Source organism: Thauera butanivorans NBRC 103042, assembly GCF_001591165.1.
GTDB classification, from domain to species: Bacteria; Pseudomonadota; Gammaproteobacteria; order Burkholderiales; family Rhodocyclaceae; genus Thauera; species Thauera butanivorans.
Map to the genome: position 1 here is coordinate 1 of NZ_BCUG01000026.1, position 25977 is coordinate 25977.

The 25977-nt window shown below is 67.2% G+C and carries 21 protein-coding genes and 1 riboswitch; of the genes, 10 read left to right on the forward strand and 11 right to left on the reverse strand.

The window, feature by feature from the left end; genetic code table 11:
• From TBU01S_RS11900 to TBU01S_RS11920, 5 genes are all read left to right on the forward strand, one after another.
• Positions 1–678 (forward strand): bacteriophage T4 gp5 trimerization domain-containing protein (locus tag TBU01S_RS11900; RefSeq protein ID WP_439654546.1); only part of this gene is annotated, 678 nt, incomplete at its 5' end.
• 64 nt (positions 679–742) lie between these two features.
• The gene (locus tag TBU01S_RS11905; RefSeq protein ID WP_157659134.1) at positions 743–1174 is read left to right on the forward strand and encodes a hypothetical protein; all 432 of its coding nucleotides are present in this window, start codon (positions 743–745) and stop codon (positions 1172–1174) included.
• On the forward strand, positions 1171–1806 hold the full coding sequence (locus tag TBU01S_RS11910) for a hypothetical protein (RefSeq protein WP_068636850.1): 636 nt from the start codon (positions 1171–1173) through the stop codon (positions 1804–1806). The genes TBU01S_RS11905 and TBU01S_RS11910 overlap by 4 nt, the downstream gene beginning before the upstream one ends.
• Positions 1781–3145, forward strand: coding sequence for a Tle-like phospholipase domain-containing protein (locus TBU01S_RS11915; RefSeq protein ID WP_157659135.1), 1365 nt, complete (start codon positions 1781–1783; stop codon positions 3143–3145). Before TBU01S_RS11910 ends, TBU01S_RS11915 begins: the two co-directional genes overlap by 26 nt.
• Positions 3142–4428: an ankyrin repeat domain-containing protein gene (locus TBU01S_RS11920; protein WP_068636852.1), complete on the forward strand. Its 1287-nt coding sequence runs from the start codon at positions 3142–3144 to the stop codon at positions 4426–4428. Before TBU01S_RS11915 ends, TBU01S_RS11920 begins: the two co-directional genes overlap by 4 nt.
• An 85-nt stretch (positions 4429–4513) precedes the next feature.
• Here TBU01S_RS11920 and TBU01S_RS11925 read toward each other — a convergent pair whose 3' ends face one another.
• Positions 4514–4822 carry a cysteine-rich CWC family protein gene (locus TBU01S_RS11925; RefSeq protein ID WP_369404205.1) on the reverse strand — a complete coding sequence of 103 codons (309 nt, stop codon included), beginning with the start codon at positions 4820–4822 and terminating at the stop codon, positions 4514–4516.
• 72 nt (positions 4823–4894) lie between these two features.
• Between TBU01S_RS11925 and TBU01S_RS11930 the strand changes: the two genes are divergently transcribed.
• Both TBU01S_RS11930 and argB read left to right on the forward strand, forming a co-directional pair.
• Entirely contained in the window at positions 4895–5332 is a 438-nt protein-coding gene (locus TBU01S_RS11930) for an Hsp20/alpha crystallin family protein (protein ID WP_068636853.1), read from the forward strand.
• Positions 5333–5489: 157 nt separating this feature from the next.
• A complete protein-coding gene (argB, locus tag TBU01S_RS11935; protein WP_068636854.1) occupies positions 5490–6392 on the forward strand; it encodes an acetylglutamate kinase in 903 nt (300 codons plus the stop codon).
• Positions 6393–6460: 68 nt separating this feature from the next.
• Here argB and TBU01S_RS11940 read toward each other — a convergent pair whose 3' ends face one another.
• Positions 6461–7468 (reverse strand): NAD-dependent epimerase, encoded by a 1008-nt coding sequence (locus tag TBU01S_RS11940; protein WP_068636855.1) that lies wholly within the window; start codon positions 7466–7468, stop codon positions 6461–6463.
• Positions 7469–7600: 132 nt separating this feature from the next.
• On the opposite strand from TBU01S_RS11940, the gene waaA reads away from it, so the two are divergent.
• Positions 7601–8860 (forward strand): lipid IV(A) 3-deoxy-D-manno-octulosonic acid transferase, encoded by a 1260-nt coding sequence (gene waaA / locus TBU01S_RS11945; protein ID WP_068636856.1) that lies wholly within the window; start codon positions 7601–7603, stop codon positions 8858–8860.
• 10 nt (positions 8861–8870) lie between these two features.
• Here the strand turns inward: waaA and TBU01S_RS11950 are convergent, their stop codons facing one another.
• The 4 genes from TBU01S_RS11950 to TBU01S_RS24780 form a co-directional block, all read right to left on the reverse strand.
• Positions 8871–10172, reverse strand: a complete 1302-nt coding sequence (locus TBU01S_RS11950) for a TolC family outer membrane protein (RefSeq protein WP_068636857.1) — start codon at positions 10170–10172, stop codon at positions 8871–8873.
• A 26-nt stretch (positions 10173–10198) separates the two neighbouring features.
• Positions 10199–10522, reverse strand: a complete 324-nt coding sequence (locus TBU01S_RS11955; protein WP_068636858.1) for a rhodanese-like domain-containing protein — start codon at positions 10520–10522, stop codon at positions 10199–10201.
• 10 nt (positions 10523–10532) lie between these two features.
• Positions 10533–11186 (reverse strand): protein-L-isoaspartate O-methyltransferase family protein, encoded by a 654-nt coding sequence (locus TBU01S_RS11960; protein ID WP_068636859.1) that lies wholly within the window; start codon positions 11184–11186, stop codon positions 10533–10535.
• Positions 11187–11349: 163 nt separating this feature from the next.
• Positions 11350–12924 carry a carbonic anhydrase gene (locus TBU01S_RS24780; RefSeq protein WP_068636860.1) on the reverse strand — a complete coding sequence of 525 codons (1575 nt, stop codon included), beginning with the start codon at positions 12922–12924 and terminating at the stop codon, positions 11350–11352.
• Between the two features lie 96 nt (positions 12925–13020).
• Positions 13021–13116, forward strand: a riboswitch (TPP riboswitch).
• Between TBU01S_RS24780 and thiD the strand changes: the two genes are divergently transcribed.
• Positions 13109–13996 (forward strand): bifunctional hydroxymethylpyrimidine kinase/phosphomethylpyrimidine kinase, encoded by an 888-nt coding sequence (thiD, locus tag TBU01S_RS11970; protein ID WP_068636861.1) that lies wholly within the window; start codon positions 13109–13111, stop codon positions 13994–13996. It overlaps the preceding riboswitch by 8 nt.
• Before the next feature lie 157 nt (positions 13997–14153).
• The gene (thiC, locus tag TBU01S_RS11975) at positions 14154–16082 is read left to right on the forward strand and encodes a phosphomethylpyrimidine synthase ThiC (RefSeq protein WP_068636862.1); all 1929 of its coding nucleotides are present in this window, start codon (positions 14154–14156) and stop codon (positions 16080–16082) included.
• 117 nt (positions 16083–16199) lie between these two features.
• On the opposite strand, the gene TBU01S_RS11980 is transcribed toward thiC, so the two are convergent.
• From TBU01S_RS11980 to TBU01S_RS12000, 5 genes are all read right to left on the reverse strand, one after another.
• Complete coding sequence (locus tag TBU01S_RS11980; RefSeq protein WP_245650906.1) at positions 16200–18227, reverse strand: sigma-54-dependent Fis family transcriptional regulator; 2028 nt, start codon at positions 18225–18227, stop codon at positions 16200–16202.
• Positions 18228–18599: 372 nt separating this feature from the next.
• Positions 18600–20591, reverse strand: a complete 1992-nt coding sequence (locus tag TBU01S_RS11985; protein ID WP_068636864.1) for an AMP-binding protein — start codon at positions 20589–20591, stop codon at positions 18600–18602.
• Positions 20592–20660: 69 nt separating this feature from the next.
• Positions 20661–21164 carry an acetone carboxylase subunit gamma gene (locus TBU01S_RS11990; protein WP_068636865.1) on the reverse strand — a complete coding sequence of 168 codons (504 nt, stop codon included), beginning with the start codon at positions 21162–21164 and terminating at the stop codon, positions 20661–20663.
• Positions 21165–21187: 23 nt separating this feature from the next.
• Complete coding sequence (locus TBU01S_RS11995) at positions 21188–23512, reverse strand: hydantoinase B/oxoprolinase family protein (RefSeq protein WP_068636866.1); 2325 nt, start codon at positions 23510–23512, stop codon at positions 21188–21190.
• 14 nt (positions 23513–23526) lie between these two features.
• A complete protein-coding gene (locus TBU01S_RS12000; RefSeq protein WP_068636867.1) occupies positions 23527–25677 on the reverse strand; it encodes a hydantoinase/oxoprolinase family protein in 2151 nt (716 codons plus the stop codon).
• Positions 25678–25977: the final 300 nt, after the last annotated feature.

Consider the following 25977-nt stretch of genomic DNA (forward strand, 5'->3'; position numbering starts at 1 on the left):
AACAACGAATCGGTCAGCGTCGGCAAGAACCGCAAGACGAAGGTCGGAGCGGATGAAACCGTGCGCATCGGTGCATCGCGCAAGAGCACGGTTTCACGTAACGACACCTCCACCGTAGGGCTGACTGCCATCGACTCGACCGGACTGCTCCACATCACCAACGTGGGCGCCCTGTATTCGATCAACGTGGGCGGGGTCATGAACACCGCCGTATTGGGCATGTCGATGGAAACCGTCGGCACGGCCAAGCAGATTCAGGCTGGAAAAGAACTGAACCTCAATGCCGGGGAGCGGGTGCAGATCACCTGCGGCAAATCGATGATTTCCATGGACAGCGACGGCACGATCAAGATCGTCGGGGTGCAGGTGCATATCCAGGGACAAGATATCGTGCATGCCGAAGGCGCCATCAGCACGCCTCCGCCGCCGGCACCGGCGGCCGACAACGGCCTTTCCCTGCTCTCCGGCCTGGCTTCGGGAGGCGCGGGAGACGTATTTCGTGCTGCAAGCCAGTTGCTGGGAACGGCCCAGCAGGTGGCGAGCATGGCGGGCGCCCTGTCCAGCGGCGACGTAGCGGGGATGCTCGGGGGGGCCAGCAGCATGCTCGGCCTGGGCAGCCGCGTCCTGAACGGGCCGGACGCCAGTCAACTGGAAAAAGCCTTGATCCTGTCGTTTTGAAGAGACGATCCATTTCGCGCACCTGAGCATGGCCTCGCTTCCATTCCCCCCGCCTGCCGAATTCATGCCATACGAAGAATGGCTCGCCCAGCTCCAGTACCTCGGCGTACCGGCCGCGCTGGCGGCCTATCTGGTCGCCATGCTGCCCTCTCACGGCACACCCTCCTGGCGGATCCGCCCGGATGGCCCATGCCAGCGCGAGATCGTCCATGCCTGCCTGGCGCAGTGCAAGCACCCCGGCTGGCACCGTGCAGTGCACGACGACCCCTTGCTTGAAAGTGTCGAAACGGCGCTTACCGACCTGCTTGCAAGCCCGCATATGGACACCCCTCGCGCAGCCCATCAGCCGGCCGATTTCATCGTCCGGCGCTTGGCGGACGAACTGGGATCTACGCTGATCAGCTCGGCACTCATCCATAGGCAGGCCGAATCCATTGCGCGTCTGGCCGGCTGGCTGCGCCAGCTGGAGGACGATTCGCCAGAGGCGTATCCATGAACGGCACACTCCTGCCCTTGCCGCAGTGGCTGTCCGGGTATGCCGAACTGCGCCCGCAAGGCACTCACCCACATGCCGGCCGTTTCACCTTCATCGTCTCCCAGCTGCTTCCTGGCGCCGCACAAGGCCTGGAGCAGGAAGAGCAGCCCTGCGTGGAGGCCCTGCTCATTGCCCGCTTGATGCTCGACGCTGGCGGGCTGCCCGCGCGCAGCGGCCTGCTCGATCAGCTCGACGCCTGGCTGGCCGCGAGCCTGCTGCGCCTGGCCGGATGGGCGCCTGTCCAGCGCCGCGCCTGGTGGCAGGCGGAAACCCTCTCCATCATCGCCGAGGTGCTGTCGCGCTGGACGCGCCAGCACGTGTTGCTGCCGGTATCGCACGGGCAGCCCGCCCCGGCCAACCCGGACATCGTCCGCCTGTGCGGCCACTGGGCGGAATTCCACAGCCTGGCCCAGGCCGCCGGCCCGCAACTGAGCAATCTGTATGCGGTGGAGATTTCCGAAAGCCTGCTCGACTGCGCGTTCGCCCTGGGTTTCACCCAGGCTCAAAGCCTGCGCGGCGCGGCCCTGCGCCGCCGCCTCCACCATGCCCATTCTCCGGAGCCGTCCCATGCCGCACGTAGCCCGCAACGGTGACCGGGGCCCCAAGGGCTTCATCCAGACCCGGCCCCGCAGCCACCGCAACCTCTCCGACACACAGCCCACCGCCATCGTGGGCGATCCTTACGAGTGTGAGAAGAAAGGCCACTCGGGCGCCACGCTCAAGAACGGCTGCTTCTTCTTCAAGATCGACGGCCAGCCGGTGGCCATGCAGTACGCCACGGTGGCCACCTGCGGCTGCCGCATCCTCCAAGGTTCGCCGGTGCACCGCTGCTGCCCGCATCTGGACGCCAAGGCCCGGCGGCTGGCCGAGCGCGAGATGAAGATCGAAGCCGCGCGCGACCTGCTTGCCGATGCCGAACGCAGGCCGGGCGAGAGCGTGGCGGACTGGCGCAAGCGCACCGGCCTGCCGGCCAACCAGATGCGCCACGACGCGCTGGCCGGGGCGGCCGACGAACTGGAGCGCCTGAACCGCGACGTGCGCCGCGCCGAGGCCAGCCTGGCCGTGTATGGCGCCAAGGCGGACGACCCCCGGACCTTCGGCGGCAACGCCGGCCTGGACGGCGACCCCGCGCACAACGCCCCCGAGGCCATGCTCAACCTGCGCCGGGAGGAGTTCCGCGATCTGGGCCTGCTGCCGGAAGAAATGCTCAACGATGACGAACTCTGGATCAACAACGATACCAACTACTACGCCGCCCCCTACTACGACGAACTGACCGGGGAAGTCACCATCGCCTTTCGCGGCACCGAGCTGGACGGCAGCCTGAACGACCCGGAAAGCAAGGCGCACAAGGACATGGTGCTGACCAATGTGCCGCAGGGCGTGGGCGAACAGACCGCCCAGTACGATGCCGCGATGACCCTGGGCGAGAGCATCCAGGAGAGTGGGGACAAATACGCCGAGCGCGTCACCTTCGCCGGCCACAGCAAGGGCGGCGGCCAGGCCGGCGCGGCGGGCATCATCGGCAATCGCCCCTTCGTCTCCTTCAACCCGGCCACGCTGTCGCCGATGACGCCTTACCGCTTCAGCGAGGGCGAGCGCACCATCGAACATGGCGGCCCGCTGGGCACCCGCTACCGCACCCATTTCGACTACGTCAGCGGGCCTCTGGATGCGGCTTCGCGCAACTTCAGGCTCGGCCTCCTGGACCGTCTCCATCAGTGGGTGCAGGGGGAGCCGGTCAGGCGTGTCGCCCGCCCGGTGGGCGACACCGTGTTCGAACTGCCGCCCCGATCTGCAAACACCCATTCGATGGGCGAACTCATCGACGCCATCGAAGCGCGCAAGGCCGCCGCGCTGGCCGTCATCGACCGCGAACTGGGCGCGGACCGGCCGGGCAGCCGGCTGCCGCCGCTCGGGGGCGGCCGATGAGCCTGCTCGCCCGCCTGCTCGCCGCCCTGCTGGCCCTGGGCCTCTTGACCGCCTGCGAACGCCCCGCCTGGGACAAGGACAGAAACATGGACATCATGCACTTTGGCGCCTTCAAGGTCGAACTGCCCCTGGAGTTTCCCGACCCCGAACAGCGCGCCTTCGTGCTCGCCGTGCTCGAAGGGCGCGTCCACGTGCTCGATCCCGATTCGGTTCGCCACCTGATCGACCGGCCCGGCGCCACCTACCACCTGACGCCGCTGATCCTGGCCGTGCGCAACAAGCAGCACACGTCGGCACGATGGCTGCTGGAGCACGGGGCCGATCCCAACTATCACGTTCCTGCGTGGCCACGCGGACGCAATCCGCTCCAGAAAAGATCGCCTTTGTTCTACGCTGTCAATCTCGGCGACCTCAGGATGGCCACGCTGCTGTTCGACTTCGGCGCCGATCCCAACCAGAAGGGGCTGGTCTATCCGATCTTCTTCGAGACCATGGACCTGGGCCGCGGCGACGGGCCGCTGTTCCGCCTGTTCATCGAGCGCGGCGCGGACATCGACCTCAGGGACAAGCCTCCCTATGGGCGCTCTGTTCTGACGTATGCGGGTACGCGCGGCCACTGCGAAGCCGCGCTACACCTGATCGGGCTGGGCGCCGACGTGCATGCAAGAACCCGGATACGCCTGGGCGGACGCTTCCGCATGAACAACCCGGTCGAGGACGACTGGATGTACATCCATCTTCTTGCGGCCGCACTCAACGGCATCGACCTGAAGGAGACGCGCAACGAAGGCCGCTGCTATGCCCGCCTCAAACGCGCGTTCATCGAGCGCGGCATCCGCTTTCCTCAATTTGATGATCGCCTTCTCAGCCGCTGGCTGCGCGCCAAGACCGACATCACCGAAGCGTTGCTGCGCGAGCACGGCGCGGACGACGATACCGTGCGCCGCGTGCTCAAGTGGTATGACGAGGAAGTCCTGCCGCCGATGCCCGGCCGCCAGATCGGCCGCTGGCTCAACGATGGCGTGCCTTTCACCGAACAGATGCTGCGCGAGATCGGCGCCAATGACGAACAGGTCCTCCAGGCTCTGGACCGGCAGGAGATATGGAAACTGCCCGAGCATGGGCGTCGCAAGTACTGGAAGATCGACGACTGGCTGCGCGACGGGGTGCCGATCACCGAGCAGATGCTGCGCGAGATCGGCGCCGATCAGCAGCAGATCGACAACGCGCTGGCACGCCAGGAAATCCATCGGCGCTACCGGCCGCCTTCCCCGCGGGAATGAGCCTGTCCGTTTCCGTTCCGGCCATCGAAGCGCGCAAGGCCGCCGCACAGGCGGCAAATTCGCATCCGCCGGCCTGCCGAAGAGGCTAACCGGCCGCTGCCCGCTCCTTGGCGGCAACGAGTTCGGCCAGACAGGCCGGGCAGTAGCACGCCCCGGTGTCGGGCACGGTCTCCACCGCCGGCACCGCAAAAGCCGGCGGAAAAGCGACGCACCAGCACACCTCCTCGCCGGCCCGCATCCCACAGCTGAAAACGGCCCCGCAGCGCGGGCAGACATTGCCCGGCGGCGTCTCATTCACAACGTGCTCCATGAAGCTCGAACCTCTCTCCGTCAGTCGTGGCCCGCATGATAGACCGGAGTCCGCCAATCCCTTCGTGTCTCCCTCTTGAATCATGGCCGCGTGCTCCCATATTCGTATCGAGACCGGAAAGACTGCCGGCCAACTCAAGCAGAAGGAGAGCAAGCGATGAGCAACAATCTGACCCGTCGTGTCGATCCGCTGGAAGATTTCTTCCGCGGCTTCTTCGTCCGCCCGGTGGACTTCGGTGGTGGCGCACTCGCCAGCGCCGGCAGCGAAGCGCCGCAGATGCGTGTCGACGTCAAGGAAACCAATACTGGTTACGAAGTCCATGCCGAACTGCCCGGCATGAAAAAGGAGGACATCCACGTCCACATCGACGGCCCGGTGGTATCGATCAGTGCCGAACGCAAGCAGGAGAAGGAAGTCAAGGAAGGCGAGAAAGTCCTGCGCACCGAGCGCTACTTCGGCAAGGTGTCGCGCAGCTTCCAGCTCGGCCAGGAAATCGATGAGGAGAAGGCGTCCGCCAGATTCAACGACGGCGTCCTCGAACTGTCGCTGCCGAAGAAGGCCGAAGCCCAGGCCAAGCGGCTGAGCATCGACTGAGGGCGCGCGCGCGGGCAGACAGGCCCGTTTCCCCTGTGCCAAGGCAGGGGAACGGGCCTGTCGGCTTTCCTGCAACAGCCATCGGTGATCACGCGCCAAACGACGGGGAGCGCAGTAAACTGGCGGCCTTCATCCGCACTGCAACCGAGGACGCCCCATGACCGACACCCAAGCCGCCGACACCGTCAGCCCCGCCCGCAAGGCCGAAATCCTCGCCGAGGCCCTGCCCTACATCAAGCGCTTCTTCGACAAGACCATCGTCATCAAATACGGCGGCAACGCGATGACGGATCCGAAGCTGAAGGACTGCTTCGCCCGCGACGTCGTGCTGCTCAAGCTCGTCGGCCTCAATCCTGTCGTGGTGCACGGCGGCGGCCCGCAGATCGAGAACCTGCTGGCCCGCGTCGGCAAGAAGGGCGAGTTCGTCCAGGGCATGCGCGTCACCGACGCCGAGACCATGGAAGTGGTCGAGATGGTGCTGGGCGGCCAGGTCAACAAGGAAATCGTCAACCTGATCAACCAGGCCGGCGGCAAGGCGGTGGGCCTGACCGGCAAGGACGCCAGCTTCATCCGCGCCAAGAAGCTGCTGATGCAGAAACTCGACGCGCCGGCGGGCGATCTGGTCGACGTCGGCCAGGTCGGCGAGATCATCAGCATCGACCCGAGCCTGATTTCCTTCCTCGACAAGGGCGATTTCATCCCGGTGATCGCGCCGATCGGCGTCGGCGAAGAAGGCGAGACCTACAACATCAACGCCGACGTGGTCGCCGGCAAGCTGGCCGAGATCCTGAAGGCCGAGAAGCTGGTGCTGCTGACCAACACGCCGGGCGTGCTCGACAAGAGCGGCAGGCTGCTGACCGGCCTGACGCCGCGCGAGATCGACGAACTGGTCGCCGACGGCACGCTGTCCGGCGGCATGCTGCCCAAGATCGGCTCGGCGCTGGACGCGGCGCGCAACGGCGTGAAGTCGGTGCATATCATCGACGGCCGCGTCGAACACTGCCTGCTGCTCGAAATCCTCACCGACCACGGCGTCGGCACGATGATCAAGAGCAAGTAGCCCCAAAAGGAAAGCCCGCCCCCGCGGCAGGCACGGGTGGGCGGGCCTTCATCGTCCGGCGCGGGCGCTCAGACGCGATGGTAGTCGCGGTACCAGGCGACGAAGCGCCCCACCCCGTCCTTGACGCTGGTGGCCGGTGCGAAGCCGGTCCACTCGTTCAGCGCATCGGTGTCGGCATAGGTGGCCGGCACGTCGCCGTCCTGCAGCGGCATGAAGTTCTTCTGCGCCGTCGTGCCCAGCGCCTCTTCGATGGCCTCGACGAAAGCCATCAGCTCCACCGGATTGTTGTTGCCGATGTTGAACACCCGGAACGGCGCCTTGCCGCGGCCCGGATGGGGGGCGTCCGAATCGAACGCGGGATCCGGCTCGGCAGTGCGGTCCAGCGTGCGGATCACGCCTTCGACGATGTCATCGACGAAGGTGAAGTCGCGCTTCATCCTGCCGTGGTTGAAGACGTCGATCGGCCGCCCTTCGAGAATCGCCTTGGTGAACAGGAACAGCGCCATGTCCGGCCGGCCCCACGGGCCATACACGGTGAAGAAGCGCAGGCCGGTGGTCGGCAGGCCGTACAGGTGGCTGTAGGTGTGGGCCATCAGCTCGTTGGCCTTCTTGGTCGCGGCGTAGATGCTGACCGGATGGTCGACGCTGTCGGCCTCGGAGAACGGCATCCTGGTGTTGCCGCCATAGACGCTGGAGCTGGACGCGTAGACCAGGTGCCGCACCCTGGCGTGGCGGCAGCCTTCGAGGATGTTCATGAAGCCGACGACGTTGCTGTCGATGTAGGCATGGGGGTTCTGCAGCGAGTAGCGCACGCCGGCCTGGGCGGCGAGATGGATCACGCGGTCGAACCTTTCCTCGGCGAACAGCCGCTCCATGCCGGCGCGGTCGGCCACGTCCATCTTGACGAAGCGGAAACCCGCGTGCGGCGTCAGGCGGGCGAGACGTGCCTCCTTCAGCGTCGGGTCGTAGTAATCATTGAGATTGTCGAGGCCGACGACTTCGTCGCCACGCTCGAGCAGACGCAGGGAGGCGTGCATACCGATGAAGCCGGCGGCACCAGTGACAAGAACTCTCATGAGGCTCTCAGAAAAAAGCAGGAAATCCGAAGGGCTTCGATTATCGCATGCCGCCGTGCCATGCCGCGCCGTTGAAACACCGATGCCGTCATCCTTGCTTATACTTGCGTGACCGATTCATCACCCGATTCGATGCTGACCCGCCTTCCCTACACGCTGCTGTGGATTCTTGCCCTGCCTCTCGTGCTGTTGCGCTTCGTCTGGCGCGGACGGCGCCAGCCGGGCTATCTCAGGCACCTCCGCGAGCGCTTCGGCCACTACGCGGTGCGGGCGCCGACCCAGGTCATCTGGGTGCACGCAGTGTCGGTCGGCGAGACCCGTGCCGCCGAACCGCTGGTCAAGGCATTGCTGCAGCGCTGGCCCGAGCACAGCATCCTGCTCACCCACATGACGCCGACCGGGCGCGAAACCTCGCAGAACCTGTTCAACGGCAATGCGCGCGTGCTGCGCTGCTACCTGCCTTATGACCTCGGCTGCTTCGCGCACGCCTTCCTGCGCCACTTCCGCCCCCAGTTCGGCGTGATCATGGAAACCGAGCTGTGGCCCAACCTGCTCGCCGCCTGCCGGCAGCGCAGGATCCCGGTGATGCTCGCCAACGCCCGGCTTTCGGAACGCTCGGCGAAGCGCTACGCCCGCCTGCCGGCACTGAGCGCGCTGACGATGGGCGCACTGAGCGCGATCGGCGCCCAGACCGCAGCCGATGCGGCGCGCCTGTCCGCGCTCGGCGCCCGCCGCGTGCTGGTCACCGGCAACATCAAGTTCGACATCACCCCGCCCGAGGATATCAGCGCTCGCACCAAGCTTTTCCGCACGCGCATCGGCAACCGGCCCGTGCTGCTCGCCGCCAGCACCCGCGACGGCGAAGAAGAACTGCTGCTCGGCGCCTTCGCCCGCCTCGCCCCGCCCGACGTGCTGCTCGTGCTCGTGCCACGCCACCCGCAGCGTTTCGACGACGCGGCACGGCTGGTGGCCCGCCACGGCCTGAAGCTGCAGCGACGCTCGGACGACGCGCCGGTCGCCGGCGACACCCGCGTCTGGCTGGGCGACTCGATGGGCGAAATGTTCGTCTATTACGCGGCAGCCGACGTGGCGCTGATCGGCGGCAGTTGGCTGCCCTTCGGCGGCCAGAACCTGATCGAGGCCTGCGCCGTGGGCACGCCGGTCGTCGTCGGCCCGCACACTTTCAATTTCGCCGCTGCCGCCGAACAGGCGATCCGCGCGGGCGCGGCGCAGCGCGCCACGGATGCGGATGACGGCATCCGCATGGGGCTTGCACTGCTGGACGACGAAGCCTCGCGCCATGCCATGGCCGTTGCCGGCAAGGCTTTCGCCGCAGCCGACCGCGGCGCGACCGCGCGCACGCTGGAAATGCTCGAAGGATTGAAAGCCTGAATGGCGGCGCTCAAGGCGCCAGCAGGGCGTTGATGGCGCGGACGTCGTCCTCGCCAAGCGTGCCGGCCGCCGCCTTCAGCCGCAGTTGCGCCAGCAGCGTGTCGTAGCGCGCCCGCGACAAGCGCTGCAGCGTATCGGCAAGCTGGGTCTGGGCGTTCAGCACGTCGATGTTGATGCGCACCCCGACTTCGTAGCCGAGCTTGTTGGCTTCGAGCGCCGATGCCGACGAAATCCTGGCGGCCTCCAGCGCCCTCACCTCGGCCATGCCGCTGGTGACGCCGAGCCAGGACTGGCGGGCCGCCAGGGCTGCGCTGCGGCGGGCATCCTCCAGGTCGGCATCGGCCTTCATGCGCAGCGCAGCGGCCTCGCGCGTCACCGAAGACACGCGCCCGCCCGCATACAGCGGCATGTTGAGCTGCACGCCGATGGTCGTGCTTTCATTGCGGTCGGTCGCCAGTTGCGGCCGATGGATCACGCCATGCGAGGCGATCAGATCCACCGTGGGCAGATGCCCGGCCCGGGCATGCTCGACTTCGCGCGCGGCAATCTCGCGCACCAGTTGCTGCGCCTGCACGCCCAAGTTGCCCGCCTCGGCGGCATTCACCCAATCGGCGATGCTGTCCGGCTGCGGCCGCTGCAGCGCGACGCCTTCGCGCAGACCGGCAAGCGTGTCGGGCTGCCTGCCGATGATCTGCGCCAACACCTGGCGCGCCACTTCGAGCTGGTTCTGCGCAGCGATTTCCTGCGCCGAGGCGAGATCGAAGCGCGACTGCGCCTCATGCACATCGGTGATCGTCACCGTACCGACTTCGAAGCTGGTCCTGGCCAGTTCCAGCTGCTCACCCGCCGCGGTGCGCAGCTGGCTCACCGCTTCCACCGCATCCTGGGCGTTGAGCACGTCGAAATAGGCTTCGGCGACGCGCAGCACCAGTTCCTGCCGCTGCGCATCGAACTGGGCGCCGGCAAGCGCGGTCTGCAGTTCGCCCTGCTTGAACTGCACCCAGTTCTGCCAGCGGAACAATGGCTGGGTGAGCTGGACGCCGTAGCCACGACTGTCGTAGTCGCCGGACGTCCTGCCGGCGCGGGCCTCGATCTCGCTGTCGTTCCAGCTTGCATCGGCATTGAGGCCGATCTGCGGCAACAGGCCGGCGCGCCCCTGTGCCACCCTTTCCTGCCCTGCCTCGAACTGCGCGCGAGCAGCGGAAAATTTCGCGTCGTTCGCCAGCGCCTCCTGATACATCTGCATCAGATCGGCCGCCAGGGCGCCACCTGAAAACAGCACGGACAGACAGATTGCCAAGATGCGATTCACTCGAGCCTCCGGAGACAGGCTGCCGCTCAGTATTGCGGCATGCCCGGATCGACCTGTGCCGCCCAGCCGGCAACGCCGCCTGCCAAGTTGATGACCCTGGTGAAGCCCTGGTGCTCGAGGAACATGCACACCTGAGCGCTGCGCCCGCCGTGGTGGCAGATCACGATCGTCTCGCGCTCACGATCCAGTTCGGCAAGACGCGCAGGCACGCTGCCCATCGGCATCGGCACCGAACCGTCGACGCGGCACAGTTCGAACTCCCAGGGCTCGCGCACGTCGAGCAGCAGCGGCGCTTCCCGGGATGCATCATTCAGGCGCTCCGCCAGGTCGCGCGGGCCGATCTGTCGCATCGGCGGCAGCTCAGAAGCTGAAGCTGTCGCGGCGCGATGCGTTCTGCAGCATCGGCACGACGGTTTCGAAGATGTCTTCGGTGCGGAAGCGCCCTTCACCTTCGCAGGTGATCAGGCGGGCCTTCATCACCGGGGCCTCGCCGACGAAGGCGAACAGCCGGCCACCGACCTTGAGCTGCTCCAGCAGCGCCTGCGGCACATACTGCACGCCGCCCGAAACGACGATCACGTCGTAGGGCGCGCGCTCGGGCCAGCCGTCGATGCCGTCGCCCTGGGCGACGATGACGTTCTCGACGCCATTGCGCGCCAGGTTGGCGGAAGCGAGCCTGACCAGTTCGGGCTCGATTTCCATCGTCCGCACCCATTCGCAGCGCGCGGCCAGCAGGGCGGCGAAGAAGCCGGAGCCGGAGCCGATCTCGAGCGCGGAGTCGGACTTCGCCGGTTGCAGCGCCTGCAGCACCTTGCCTTCGATGACCGGCTTCAGCATCACCTGGCCACAGCCGATCGGGATCTCGACATCGGCGAATGCCAACGCACGTGCCTCCGCCGGCACGAATTCCTCGCGCTTGACCGTCATCAGGAGATCGAGCACGCCCTGATCCAGCACCTCCCAGGGGCGGATCTGCTGCTCGACCATGTTGAAGCGTGCTTTTTCGAAGTTCATCAAGTGCTCCCGGCGAAAATAGGCGGACTCTTGGCGGACGCTGATTTTAAACGCCGTCCATTGTGGCAAAACCGCGTCATTCTAACGCAGTTGATGCCCCACGACGGGAATGGATCGCGGACGAAGCACGGCAAGCGAAACCGCACATGCCAGGCACGCGAACTCAACGCGACTCGAGCACCAGGCGGCCGTTGGTCGGCTGGATCGGCCGCGTATTGCGCGCATAAAGGCGGCTGAAGATGGCGAGTTGATCGGCACTCATCTCCACCGGCGTCTTCATCACCACCCACACCACGTCCTCGGTGCAGGGCGGCGTCGGCAACGAGCCCAGGTAAAGGAAATGGGCTGGATCGGACGGCACGAAGGTGGCCAGATCGATGGCCGCATCGGGCACGTACTCGCGGCCGCGATCGAGTGGCAGGTTGTTCCACAGCGTCTGCAGCAGCGCGTTGGGCTCCGTGCCGACCGTCAGTTGCACGGCCAGCATCGCGATGTCGCCGCCGGCGCTGCGATGTTCGAGGTACATCGCCATGTCGTAGGCCATGCCGCCGATGCGCTCCTGCGACGGGCGGTGAAGCGTGAAGCGCTCGAGTTCGTAGCGGACGCCCCGCACCTCCATGCCCATGCCGCCGCCGACATCGACCTGCAGCAGGTTGCCCGTATCGCTGATGCGGAAGCCGCTGGCGTGGTAATGGAACTTGACCGGGGCCAGATCGACTGCCAGGCCTTCGCGCAGATCGATCGGCGACTGGCGCTGCCCCTCGCTGCAGATGCGCCAGTCGGGCCGCAGCCGCCCCCAGGCTTCGGGGCCGGTGTCGCCGTCGTAGCTCCAGCCCGGCCCAACCGGTTTGCTGCGCTGGGCCTGCAGCAGCGCCTCCAGTGGATCATCCTCTGCCACCTCGCCCGCCGGCTTCGCCGCGAGCGCCTGCCCCGTTCCCGCTGACGGCCGGGCCGGCGGCGTGGAGCCCGGCCTGGCCGTCTCGCTCACGGGCGCTTTGCGCGCAACGCCCGGCTTCGCTTTCTGCACGGCAGCTGCAGGCGCAGGACGCCCGGCCTGGCGCTGCGGCGCGGACTCCGGAGCGCTGGGCGCCTCCCGCTCCACGGCTTGCGGATCAGGCTTGGCCGGTTTGATGCTGGGCAAGCCTGGAACGATCGACGCCTGCGGTGGCTGCGCATCCATCGCACGGAGCGGCTGCGCCGAAACGTCGCGCGCCTCGATCGGGCCGGGACGGGCAGCCTCTCCGGCAGGCTGCGGCCGCTCGGCAGACTCGGCGGCGACTGCCTGCGGCCCGGCCTTCTCGGCCAGCTTCTGGATCTCGCCCGCCACCTTCCGGATGTCGGCGGAGGATGGAGGGCCGCACACTTCGCGCCACATCCGTTCATCCACCGAACCCGGCGTCACCTGCAGGGGCTTCGCATCCGCAACCGGCTCCTCGCGCACGATGTTGTCGTCGACGTCCAGATAGACACGCTTGACGGTGGCGAAAGTCCGGTTCTGGCAGTCATAGCGGTTCAGTGCCTTGATCGTGGCGTAACCGGAAGACACCGCCTCCGCCCTGCCCAGGACCACCCTGCCCCACGACACCTTGGTGCCGCGGTCGGACGAGAAGATGCTGGCGCGATCGATTTCGACACGCCGGCTGCGATCGCTCAGCACCAGTTGCCAGTCGGCGGCAAGTGCGTCCTGCAAGGGCACGGCGGCCAGCAAAGCCACCAGAAGGAGACGGAACGGTTTCATCGAAACAGCCGGATTCGGATCGGTACGATCCTAAACGACTTCGCCGCCGAAATCTTGAGACCCTTGCCACACGCGAGCACATGCAGTATCGTCTGCCGCTCTCGTTGGGGGTGCCCGTGGCGCATGGGCTGAGATACACCCTTGGAACCTGATCCGGCTCGCACCGGCGTAGGGAAACGGAATCATGAACTCACCTGCATCATCCGCGGCTGCGGCCGGCAGCCCATCCCACATTCCGAACGTCGTCTCGATCGCCGGCATCGACCCATCCGGCGGCGCAGGCGTCTTCGCCGACATCAAGACCTTCTCCGCGCTCGGCGCCTACGGCTGCGGCGTGGTCGCGGCACTGACCGCGCAGAATACGCAGGCCGTGACCGGTGTGCATGTACCGCCGACCGATTTCCTGCGCCTGCAGATCGACACCCTGTTCGCCGACGTCCGCTTGCACGCCACCAAGATCGGCATGCTCGGCAGCGCCGAAGTCACCGCCGCTGTCGCCGACCGCCTCGCCCACTGGCAGGCCGCCAGGGTCGTGCTCGACCCGGTCATGGTGGCCAAGAGCGGCGACAGCCTGCTGGCAAAAAGCGCGATCGCGATGATGCGCGAGGCGCTGTTCCCGCGGGCTTTCATGATCACCCCCAACCTGCCCGAGGCCGGCGTGCTGCTCGAACAGCGCGCCCCGGAATCGGTCAAGGAAATGTACCGCGCCGCCGAGCGCCTGCGCGAACTGCTGCCGCTGTCGTCCGAACGCTGGGTGCTGCTGAAGGGCGGCCACCTGCCGGGCGACGAGTTGACCGACCTGCTGTTCGACGGCGACCGCATGGTCGAACTGCCCGCCCGACGCATCGACACCCGCAACACCCACGGTACCGGCTGCACGCTGAGCTCGGCCATCGCCGCACTGCTGCCCCAGACGGCGGGCGGCTTCCGCCCGGTCGAAACCGCGGTACGCCATGCCCGCCAATGGCTGGTGAATGCGATCGCGCATGCAGACCAGTTGGCGGCAGGCAGCGGCCACGGACCGGTCCATCACTTCCACGCGCTGTGGCGCGCACGGAACGGCTCGGACTGAGCGCCTCCAGCGCCCCACACCGAGAAGGTCCGCAGCGCGCCCGCTGCCCTCCCCGCCGCACCGCCATATCGCCGCATTCCGCGCTGACGATGCAGCCTGTTTTCCCGGTTCCATCCTGCAGTACACGATTCAAACACCCAACACGGAGACACCCATCATGAACGCCCCGGAAAAATTCCTCGCCTCATCCGCCCACGTCGACGAAGCCGCCATTGCGCCGCTGCCCAACTCGCGCAAGATCTACGTCGAAGGTTCGCGCCCGGACATCCGCGTGCCGATGCGCGAGATCACCCAGAGCGACACCCCGGCTTCCTTCGGCGCCGAGCCCAACCCGCCGATCTTCGTCTATGACTGTTCCGGCCCCTACACCGACCCGGCCGCGAAGATCGACATCCGCTCCGGCCTGCCCGCGCTGCGCCAAGGCTGGATCGAGGAGCGCGGCGACACCGAAGTGCTGCCCGACCTGTCCTCCGAGTTCGGCCGCCAGCGCGCCGCCGACGAGGCGCTCGACGAATTGCGCTTTCCCGGCCTGCACCGCAAGCCACGCCGCGCCAAGGCGGGCGCCAATCTCAGTGGCAATGTGACCCAGATGCACTACGCCCGCCGCGGCATCATCACCCCCGAGATGGAATACATCGCCATCCGCGAGAACCTGAACCGCGCCCGCTACATCGAGTCGCTGCGCGCCACCGGCCCCAAGGGCCAGCGCATGGCCGAGATGCTGCTGCGCCAGCACCCGGGCCAGAGCTTCGGCGCCAGCCTGGTCGCCGAGATCACGCCCGAATTCGTCCGCGACGAAGTCGCCCGCGGCCGCGCCATCATCCCCAACAACATCAACCACCCCGAAACCGAGCCGATGATCATCGGCCGCAACTTCCTGGTGAAGATCAACGCCAACATCGGCAATTCGGCGCTGGGCTCCTCGATCAGCGAGGAAGTCGACAAGATGACCTGGGCGATCCGCTGGGGCGGCGACACCGTGATGGACCTGTCGACCGGCAAGAACATCCACGAAACCCGCGAGTGGATCATCCGCAACAGCCCGGTGCCGATCGGCACCGTGCCGATCTACCAGGCGCTGGAGAAGGTCAACGGCAAGGCCGAGGAACTCACTTGGGAAATCTTCCGCGACACCCTGATCGAGCAGGCCGAGCAAGGCGTGGATTACTTCACCATCCACGCCGGCGTGCGGCTGCGCTACGTGCCGCTGACCGCCAACCGCATGACCGGCATCGTCAGCCGCGGCGGCTCGATCATGGCCAAGTGGTGCCTGGCGCACCACAAGGAAAGCTTCCTGTACGAACGCTTCGAGGAAATCTGCGAGATCATGAAGGCCTACGACGTGGCCTTCAGCCTCGGCGACGGCCTGCGCCCTGGCTCGATCTACGACGCCAACGACGAAGCGCAGCTGGGCGAACTCAAGACCCTGGGCGAACTGACCCAGATCGCCTGGAAGCACGACGTGCAGGTGATGATCGAAGGCCCGGGCCACGTGCCGCTGCACCTGATCCGCGAGAACATGGACCTGCAGCTCGAGCAGTGCCACGAAGCGCCCTTCTACACCCTGGGGCCGCTGACCACCGACATCGCGCCGGGCTACGACCACATCACCAGCGGCATCGGCGCGGCCACCATCGGCTGGTACGGCACCGCGATGCTGTGCTACGTCACGCCCAAGGAGCACCTGGGCCTGCCCAACAAGCAGGACGTCAAGGAAGGCATCATCACCTACAAGCTCGCCGCCCACGCCGCCGACCTGGCCAAGGGCCATCCGGGCGCGCAGATCCGCGACAACGCCTTGAGCAAGGCACGCTTCGAGTTCCGCTGGGAAGACCAGTTCAACCTCGGCCTCGACCCCGACAAGGCGCGCGAGTTCCACGACGAGACCCTACCCAAGGATTCGGCCAAGGTCGCCCACTTCTGCTCGATGTGCGGACCGCACTTCTGCTCGATGAAGATCACCCAGGACGTGCGCGACTTCGCCGCCGCCCAGGGCATCGCCGAAGCCGACGCACTGAAGAAAGGCATGGAGGTCAAGGCAGTGGAGTTCGTGAAATCCGGTGCCGAGGTTTACCGGAACATCTGAACGCGGCGGCCGAACCCGCAAGGTCCAGCCGTCAACGGCAAAGGGGGCTGCGCGCCCTTTGCCGCGCCGCACCTTCTGGGGCAAATGCCGCCCCACCCTCCCTGCTGGCCCCGTCTGCTAACGGCCGCGCTCGCGCTTGACCTCATTTTCCAAGCCGTACTGCCGCAGCTTCTGGTACAGCGTGCTCTTCGCGATGTCCAGTTCGCGCGCCGCTTTCGTCAGATTGCCGCGCGTAGCGGAGATGGCGCTGCGGATCAGCTCCGCCTCGCCCGTGGCGATGCTGCGCACGGCAGGTGCCGGCAACGATGTCCTGTGCTCATCGGCCGGCTCGGCGCCGGCAGCCCTCAGTTCCGGCGGCAGGGCCTCGATACCGAGCACCTCGCTCTCGCTCATCAGCAGCATGCTCTCGATGACATTGCGCAGTTCGCGCACATTGCCCGGCCAGGCATAGACCTCCAGCGCGGCGAGTAGCGGCTCGCTGAGCCAGCGCGGCCCCAGCCCATGGCGCTCCCGGAACAACTCGACGAAGTGGGCAGCAAGCAGGCGCACGTCGCCGCCGCGCTCGCGCAGTGCCGGGATGCGGATCGAGGTCACCGCCACACGGTAGTAGAAATCCATGCGGAAGCGGCCGCCCGCCACTTCCTGGCGCAGATCGCGATGGGTCGCCGCGACCAGGCGGAATGTGACCTTGCGCGGCACGTTCTCGCCCAGGCGGTAGATCTCACCCTGTTCCAGCACGCGCAGCAGATGCGGCTGCAGGTCGAGCGGCATCTCGCCGATCTCGTCGAGGAACAGGGTGCCGCCGTTGGCCGCCTCGATCTTGCCCACCAGCCCACCCTTGCGCGCGCCGGTGAACGCGCCGTCGACATAGCCGAACAGTTCGCTTGCCAGCAGCTCGCGCGACAGGCCGCCGCAGTTCAAGGCCACATAGGGGCCGTCGCTGAAAGGGCTGGCCTTGTGCAGGCCCTGCGCGAACTCCTCCTTGCCTGCTCCGGTCTCGCCCAGCAGCAGCACCGGAACCCGCGAGCGCGCGAGCTGGCTGGCCTTGCGCAGGGCCTCGCGAAGCCCGGCATCGGCCGTGACGACGCCGCCGAAGCCGGCAGGCGTTTCCGTCGCGCGCGGGCTGCGCACGGTGGCCTCCCCGGCCAACTCACGCATCGGCCCGGCCGCCCGCGCCCGGCCGAGGCGCGGCAAGGGCACGATCATCAGGGTGCCCAGGCGTTCGCCACGGCGGCTCACCGGCTGCAACCATGCAGACTGCAGCCATGCCGGCAGCGCCTGGCCGCCGCCTTCCAGCGCAAGCGCCGGAATCCGCCGCGGCGCGGCAAGATCGAGATCGGCGCCCAAGGCGGCAATCGCCGCCTGCGCGTTTTCGTTGGCCTTGATCGGATAACCACGGTGGTCGAACAGCACGACGCCGTCGGTGCCGCCAGCCCAGTGCGGCAGCGCGGCCTCCAGCAGGTGGTAGCGCCGCTCCATTTCGAGCAGGGTCAGCCGGCTCTCGATGCGGCTCGCCGTGGTGACGACCAGCGCCAAGCTCTGGCGGCTGTAGGTCTCGGACAATCCCGACACGTCCACCACGCCCAGGATCTCGCCGTCCTGCGGGTGGCGGATCACGGTGGCCGAACAGGTCCAGCGCTTGATGCCCGCACAGTAGTGCTCCGCAGAGTGGATCTGCACCGGCTGGCCCACGGCGAGCGCGGTGCCGATGGCGTTGGTGCCGCAGATACGCTCGCTCCACGACACGCCGGGCAGCAGGTGGATGGATTCGGCCGAACCCATGGTGGGGTTGTCTCCCTCCATCGTCAGGATGGTCGAGCTGGTATCGGCAAGCGCCATCACGGTACCGGTCTCGGCGAGAAAATCACGCGCACAGGCCATCACCGGCGCGCTTGCCTGCAGCAGCCCGCTGTGGCGCTGGCAGAGCGAGGCCAGCGCGGACTCCGCCACCGGCGGCGGCGCACAGGACTTGTCCGGATCGACGTTGTGCCGCTGGCAGCGCTGCCAGGAGCCGTCGACCAGGCTGCGCAGCGCATCGGAGGGCACGGCGCTACCGCTGAGGAAGCGCTCCCACGCATCCATGACGTCAGCATCATTACAGGGATCGGAAAACTTCTGCCCGTCGGGCATGCGCAATGAGTTCAATGTCTCCTCCTCGCGAAACGCGACGCGGCGGGCCGCTGTATGCGGCCAGAGGGATGGGCCCCTTGTGGATTCTGCCGCCCCGGTTCCGGGTCTTGCCGTCGGAGTCGTCGGACGACGACGCGATGAGCCGCGCCGCAACCGTACCGGCGGCGGCGCGCGGCTCGTGCTGAAGCATAGCAAACCAGATGCCAGGAGCCATGTGCCGGGCGATCTCCCCCGGCAACACGCGCGGAAGCCCAGCAGTTCGGGCATCTCAAGCCGCAGGAGCGGACGGCGCAAGCCCGATGGACGGCGGGAACACCCTGCGGCGGGCGGACGGCCGTACGGAAATCGGACGGTCATCCGCCCGCCGGCGTTCGAATACCGTACGTTTCAGGCGTTCGGCGCGGACGGCGGAAGGCAGGCACGGATCGCCTCCAGCGCGGCCGGGTCCTCCAGCGAACTCAGGTCGCCCAGCGCCTCGCCGAGATAAACGGCGCGCACCAGGCGGCGCAGGATCTTGCCGTTGCGCGTACGCGGCAGTGCCGCCGCACGATGCACCCGGGCAGGCGCCAGCGGCTTGCCGAGGCGTTCGCCGACATGCGCGCGCAGGGCGCGCTCGGACGCGCCCCAGTCCTCCGCGCCTCCGGCTGCCGCCAGCGTCACGAAGCACACCACCGTCTCGCCCTTGAGCGGATCGGGCACGCCGACCGCGACCGCCTCCTTGACCAGCTCATGATCGACCAGGGCCGATTCGTACTCGGCCGGGCCCACGCGCTTGCCAGCGATCTTCAGCGTATCGTCGCTGCGGCCCTCGATGAACCAGTGGCCGCCGGCATCAACCCGCGCCCAGTCGCCATGCACCCACAGGCCGGGAAAGCGCGACCAGTAGGCATCGAGGTAGCGTGCCTCGTCCTGCCAGAAGCCGGCCGCCATGCCCGGCCAGGGCGCGCGCAGCACGAGTTCGCCGACCTCGGCGCCGGTGCCGCTGCCCGGCAGCGCGCGCAGGCTCCGCCCGGCGGCATCGACGACATCGGCGACCATTCCCGGAATCGGCCCGGCGAAGCCGCAAGGCTTCTGCGGCAGACCGGCGAAACAGCCGAGGATGCCGCCGCCGATCTCGGTGCCGCCGGAATAGTTGATGATCGGGCAGCGCCCTTCGCCGACGCGCTCGAAAAGCCAGCGCCAGGGCGCCTCGTTCCAGGGCTCGCCGGTGGAGCCGAACATCCGCAGGCCGGCGAGCGCGCCGGGTGCCGGCAGCCCCGCCTCACCTTCGGCCATCAGCAGCCGGACCAGCGTCGGCGACAGGCCAAGGTGGCTGAGGTGGTGGCGCTCGGCCAGTTGCCACAGGCGATCCGGCCGCGGATGGTCGGGCGTGCCTTCGAACAGCATCAGGGTGGCGCCGCGCAGCAGGCCGCCGAACACCAGCCAGGGGCCCATCATCCAGCCCATGTCGGTGATCCAGCAGATGCGGTCGCCCGCCCCCAGGTCGAAGGCCATCATCATGTCCTGCGCCGCCTTCAGCGGGAAACCGGCATGGGTGTGGATCACGCCCTTCGGCCGCCCCGTCGTGCCCGAGGTGTACAGGATCATCAGCGGCGTCTCGGCGGCGTGGGACGCTGCCCCCTGCTGCGGGGCGCTGCGCGCGATCAGCGCCCGGTAGCCGGTTTCGCGCCAGCGCCGCGCGCCCTGCGATGGCGCCACCCCGCCGCCCTTGCGGCCGACGACCAGCAGATCGGCGAGCGCCGGGCAGTCCGCTGCCGCCCTGCGCGCTTCGCCGAGCATGTCGACCCAGCGCCCGCGGCGCAGATAGGCATCGGCGCACACCAGCAGCCTCGCGCCGCTGTCCCGCAGCCGGCTCGCCACCGCGTCGGCGCCATAACCTGAAAACAGCGGCAGCGCGATGGCACCGAGGCGGGCGCAGGCAAGCAGCACGGCCGCCGTCTCCGGCACCATCGGCAGGTACATCGCCACACGCTCGCCGTGACCGACGCCGAGCGCCGCCAGCCCGGTCGCGAGCCGCCGCACTTCCTCGTCGAGCGCGGCATAGTCGAGCAGCCGCAGGCTGCCGTCGTCGCCTTCCCACGACAGCGCCGGGCGTCCTGGGTCGTCACGTGCTATACGGCCGAGCAGATTGTCGTGCAGGTCGAGTTCTCCGCCGACGAACCAGCGCGGCCAGGCCGGCCCGCCGTCCAGGTCGAGCACCTGCCGGTATGGCCGCGTCCAGCGCAGGCCGAGCGCCTCTTCGACCTCGGCCCAGAAGCGCGCCGGCTCTTCGGCGGCGCAGGCATGCAGGCCGGCGAGGTCGACGTGGCCATAGTGCCGGATGAAGCGTGCGAGTGCGGTGTCCTCGAAGTAGATGCCGCTGCCGACACAGGTTTCCATGCTGTCTCCTTTCGCGAAATCGAAAGCGGCACGGCGCCCCACCAGGCCCGCCGTGCCGCGACATGGACCTCAGTCGGCGCGTTCCGGCACCGGCAGGCCCACCCACTCCTCGTAGAAGGCCTCGATGTCCGGTTCGAAGTCGTGGATCACCGGGTACCACGGCGTCGGCGCCTCGACGTCGTGCATCGTGCCGCAGCTCGGGCAGTAGTACTCACGGTACACCTGCCACTGCGTGTCCGGCGCCATCAGCCTGGGATAGACCTCGGTCATCGCCTCCTCGGTGTCGCGCACGTAGATCGCCGCGTGCAGCTTCCAGTTCTCGCGGTAGTCGCAGAACGCGTGGCCGCAGTCGCACTGGGTGACCCACTGCTTGTTCGCGTTCTGCACGATGTGGAGGTGCGGACCCAGCGGCAGCACGATCCGCTCCTTGAAGCCCACCTTGGCCTGCAGCGCCTTCAGGTACTGCTCGAAGCGGCTGTTGTCCTTGGGCATCGACAGCATGCGGAAGGTGGTTTCCCAGTTCAGGGTGCCATCGACGAGATGGGCGACCTGTTCATCGGTATAGGTAGACATGTTCCAGCTCCTTGATTCGGTGATTACTCTTCGACCTGGACGACGGTGGTGACGTCCGGCAGCAGCGACAGGTCCATGCGGTGCTTGGCACCGTAGGACGGCACGCCCAGCTCGGATTCGAGCAGTTGCCAGTCGGCCGGCAGGCTCCAGAAGGCCTTGAACTCCCTGGTGAACTTCTCCGACAGCGCGAAGCTGGTGGCGAACATGTGCTGCACCTGGGGCGAAGCGCTCTTGTTGATGATCTTTTCCCGCTCGCCCCGCATCCAGTCGCGCACCGGCATCGCGCGGGCCAGGCGCTCCTTGCGGAGCGCGGCGCGGCGCGCCTGGGTCCTGGCCGCGTCCACCGTGAACACGCCCTTCGCATCCTGCGTGAACTCCGCGCCATAGACCTTTCGCGCGTACTCGGGCAGCAGGAACTTCTGGTTCAGGTCGTTCTCGATCGCCTTCGGGTCACGGTCGATCGGGTCGCCGAAACCGGGGCCGCCGCGCAGGTAGTTGAGGTAGAGGTCGTGGTTGCCGTAGCAGTCCTCGGTGGTGATGCACTGCTTGTCGCGCTTGACCGCCGCGGTCGCATCGATGTGGCGCTCGTAGTCCGGGTCCGAGGGGTCGAAGTCGCCGCCGAGCGGCAGCGAATCGCCGATCTCGATGCGCTTGTCGAGGCCGGTGCCGTGTGCCTCGAAGCGGTAGCCGGTGGCCGACGGATAGCCGCCCATCAGGCCCCAATCGCTGTTCATGAAGCCATTGCCCATGAAGAACATGGTCCAGTCCTGGGCGTTCCAGACCATGCGCAGCGTCTCGAAGCCGCAGCCGCCGCGGTACTTGCCGTAGCCGCCGGAGTTGGCCTTGACGTTGCGGCCGAGGTACAGCAGCGGCTCGGCCATCTCCCAGATCTCGATGTCGCCCATGTCGCCTTCGGGGTTCCAGATCGCCGCGGCGTGGTTCAGGCCGTCCTTGATGGCGCAGGCGCCGGTGCCGCAGCTCGAGGCTTCGAAACTATTCACCGCGTGGATCTCGCCGTCCTGGTTGATGCCGCCGCCCTGCAGCCAGTTCGAGGTGTTGGCGTTGCCGGCGTTGACCTCTTCCAGGTAGCCGCGGCTGAAGTAGGACTGGGACAGACCGCGCCACAGCGCCGCCCAGCCGGAGACGAGGAAGTGCCAGGCGTAGGCGTGGCCGGTGCGGCGGTCGTCCGGGTTGCACCAGGTGCCCTTGGGCAGGCGGAACTCGGTGGCGAAGTAGGCGCCGTCGTTGATGCGCTGGGTCGGCACCAGGGTCTGGCACATCATCACCCAGATACCGGAGGTGAAGGCCACCTGGTGGGCGTTGAAGGTATGCCAGCCCCAGCGGCTGGCACCCTCGAAGTCGAGCCGCCACTTGCCGTCCGGCCGGATCGTCATCTCGACCGGCGAGTGCATGATGGAGTCGAGCTTGGCGAAGGCGTTGGACACCTGCACGTCCTCGTGCTTGTAGGGCACGTCGACGAAGGACACCTTGCGGTAGGTGCCCGGCAGCGTCATCGCCTTGATCCGGCTCATCAGCCCGCGGCGGCCCTCCTCGATGACCTCGAAGGCGAACTTCTCGTAGGCCTCGATGCCGTCGGCGCGGATCACTTCCTCGACCAGCTCGCGGATCATGTGGCAGCCGGCGATGCGGGTCTTCTCGTCGAGGATCCAGTACTTGGGCGTGCGCACCGAGCGTTGCGATTCGTGCAGCCAGTCGCGCAGCGGCTCGTCGTTGATGCCGGTCTTGCGGCAGGTGATCATGTAGCCGTCGCCGAAGCGCTGGGTCTGGCCGGTGGACATCGAGCCCGGCGTCACCGCGCCGGTGTCGATCACGTGGGTCACGCCGCCGACCCAGCCGATCAGCCGGCCTTCCCAGAAGATCGGCACGATGGTGGCGATGTCGCAGGGGTGCACGTTGCCGATGGCGCAGTCGTTGGTCGTGAACATGTCACCGGGATTGATACCGGGGTTGGCCTCCCAGTTGTTCTCGATCATGTACTTGATCGCCGCGCCCATCGTGCCGACGTGGATGATGATGCCGGTCGAGGTCAGCACGCAGTCGCCGGCGGCGTTGTACAGCGTGAAGCACAGCTCGCCTTCCTGTTCGACGATCGGGCTGGCGGCGATCTTCTTGGCCGTTTCGCGGGCATGCACCAGGCCGCCGCGCAGCTTGGAGAACAGCTTCTCGTAGCCGATCGGGTCGCTGTCGCGGAGCGCGAGCTTCTCGAGGCCGTTGTAGTGGCCGGTCGCTTTCGTGCGTTCGATGATGCCGTCACGGTACTGCTTCAGCGTCTGGCCGTTCTTCAGCAGGTCGGCAAAGCCGACTTCCTTGCTTGTCATCATGTTCATGGCGCGTCTCCTCCTTATTTCACTTCTTTCAGATGGAACAGGCGGTGCTTGTCGACCGTCGTCTCGAAACCTTCTGGCACGACGAAGGTGGTGGCGTCGGATTCGATGATCGCGGGGCCGACGATGTGGTTGCCGGCCTTGAGCGACTCCATCTTCCACAGCGCGGCATCGACCCATTTCTTGTGGCGGTAGAACGGACGGGTGCCGAGAAAGGCCTCCTTCGGCGGCGTCGGCCCGGCATCGGCGTCCTCCGGCAGCACCGGCTTCTGCGTCACCACCATGCCGCGCAGGATCGCGCCGGTGATCGAGAAGCCCAGTTCCGGCGAACGCGCCGAGCTGGCATAGACGCGGCCGTAGGTGGTCTCGAAGGCGTCGACGATGCGGTCCCAGTCGGCGGCGGTCGCGGCCGTGGACACCGGCGAAACGATCTCGAGATCGTTCAACTGGCCCATGTACTGCATCTTGTAGCCGGGGATCAGGATCACGTCCTCGGCCTTGTAGCCGTTGATGACGAACTCGTCGATGACCTTCAGCGCCAGTTCTTCCCAGGCCTGCTGCAGCGTCGCGCAGGCCGCTGCCTTGTCGGTGCCGGGGGCGAGCTGGGCCACGCCGAGATCCACCGACTTGTCGTAGCGGTACTCGAAATCCGCGCAGGCGCAGCCGAAGGCCGAGAAGCCGGCGGCCCAGGCCGGCACGACGACGTCCTTGAAGCCGACGCCTTCGGTGTAGCCGTAGGTGTGCACCGGCCCCGCGCCGCCGTAGGAGAAGCAGGTGAACTCGGCCGGGTTGTAGCCCTTGGCGCTGATGTTGGCGCGCAGGTATTCCGACAGCGTCAGGTCGAGCAGCTCGATCACGCCGGCTGCGGCATCCTCGACCGACAGGCCGAGCGGGTCGGCGATCTGGGCCTTGATGTGGTCTCGCGCGCGCTGCACGTCGAGCTTGATCGCACCACCGAGGAAGTTGTCCGGGTTGAGGTAGCCGAGCACGACGTGGCAGTCGGTGACCGACACCGTATCCAGCCCGCTTTCCGGCCAGCTGGTGCCGACGCGGTAGCCGGCGCTGTCGGGGCCGAGCTTGATCGACTTGCTATAGGGGTCCAGCCGCACGAAGCTGCCAGCGCCCGAGCCGACCGAGTCCATCGCCACCAGCGGCAGCGACAGGACCAGGCGGGCCATGTCGGGGTCGGACTTGATCGCGAAGTTGCCCTTGGTGATCAGGGCGACGTCGAAGGAGGTGCCGCCGATGTCCGAGCAGGCGATGTTCTCGTCGCCCAGGCATTCGCCCAGCAGCCTGGAGCCGATCACGCCGCCGATCGGGCCGGAAACGATGGTGCGGGCCAGTTCCTTGGCCTTCCACGAGATCGTGCCGCCATGGGTCGCCATCACCCGCAGGTCGAACTTCGCGCCGTGCTTCTTGAAGCGGTCGCTGACCTTCTTCAGCGTCTGGCGCGAAGGCTCGGCGCCGTAGGCTTCGAGGATCGTCGTGTTCATGCGGTGGCTTTCCTTGCGCGACGGGTAGTAGTCCACCGACGCGAACACCGGGATGTCGACTTTCAGCTTCTTCAGTTCGTCGAGCACCAGATCGCGCGCGCGCTCCTCGTTGCTGCCGTTCTTGTGCGACTGCAGCAGACAGATCACGATCGCCTGGGCGCCGGCCTCGACCAGTTCGCGGGTCGCCTGGCGCACCTCCTCGGCACGCAGCGGGATCACGACCTTGCCCTGCACGTCGGTGCGCTCGGTCACGCCGCGGGTGCGCGACACCGGCACCAGCGGCTCGTCGTAGCGATGGGTGTTGAGATGGATGCGGTCTTCCAGCGCATAGCCGAGATAGCTCTGCAGGGCGCGGCCCATCGAATGAATCTGCTCGAAGCCGCGATTGCAGATCAGGCCGACGTCGAGGCCCTTTCGCATGAGGACGCGGTTGAGCATCGCCGTGCCGGAATAGACGCAGGTCGCAAGCTCGGGGTAGACATCGTCGACGCCCCGCCCCCAGTGGGCAAGCGCATCCTGGGATGAGTTGAAAATGGCGAGCGACTCGTCCGCCGGATTGCTCTGCGCCTTGCCGACGACGAAGCGGCCGTCGTCGCGCACGAAGAAAGTGTCGGTCATCGTGCCGCCGGCATCGATTCCCATCACCTGTACCCGTGATGCGGTCTGGACTTCCATGGTTGTCTCCGTTCCTTCTGGTTGGATGAACTGGTCGGTGCGTGGCACCGCTTCGTCCATTGCAACCCCCATGCCATGGCAGCGCCTCCGCAACGCAGCATCCAGACAGCCCGCTGCGGGACTGCCCCCTGGCCGCGCCCACCCCGCAGCGCAACATGGTGTACGAACGGAGTTGAGCGGCCGGATTCGGTATCGTCGTCCGGAATCCGGACGTTCGATGAATACGGAAACGCGTCCTGAAGCAGTCGCGGGCACACCGTACGCACAGGCAGGGCACGGCGCCCTTCGCCATGCGCCGAA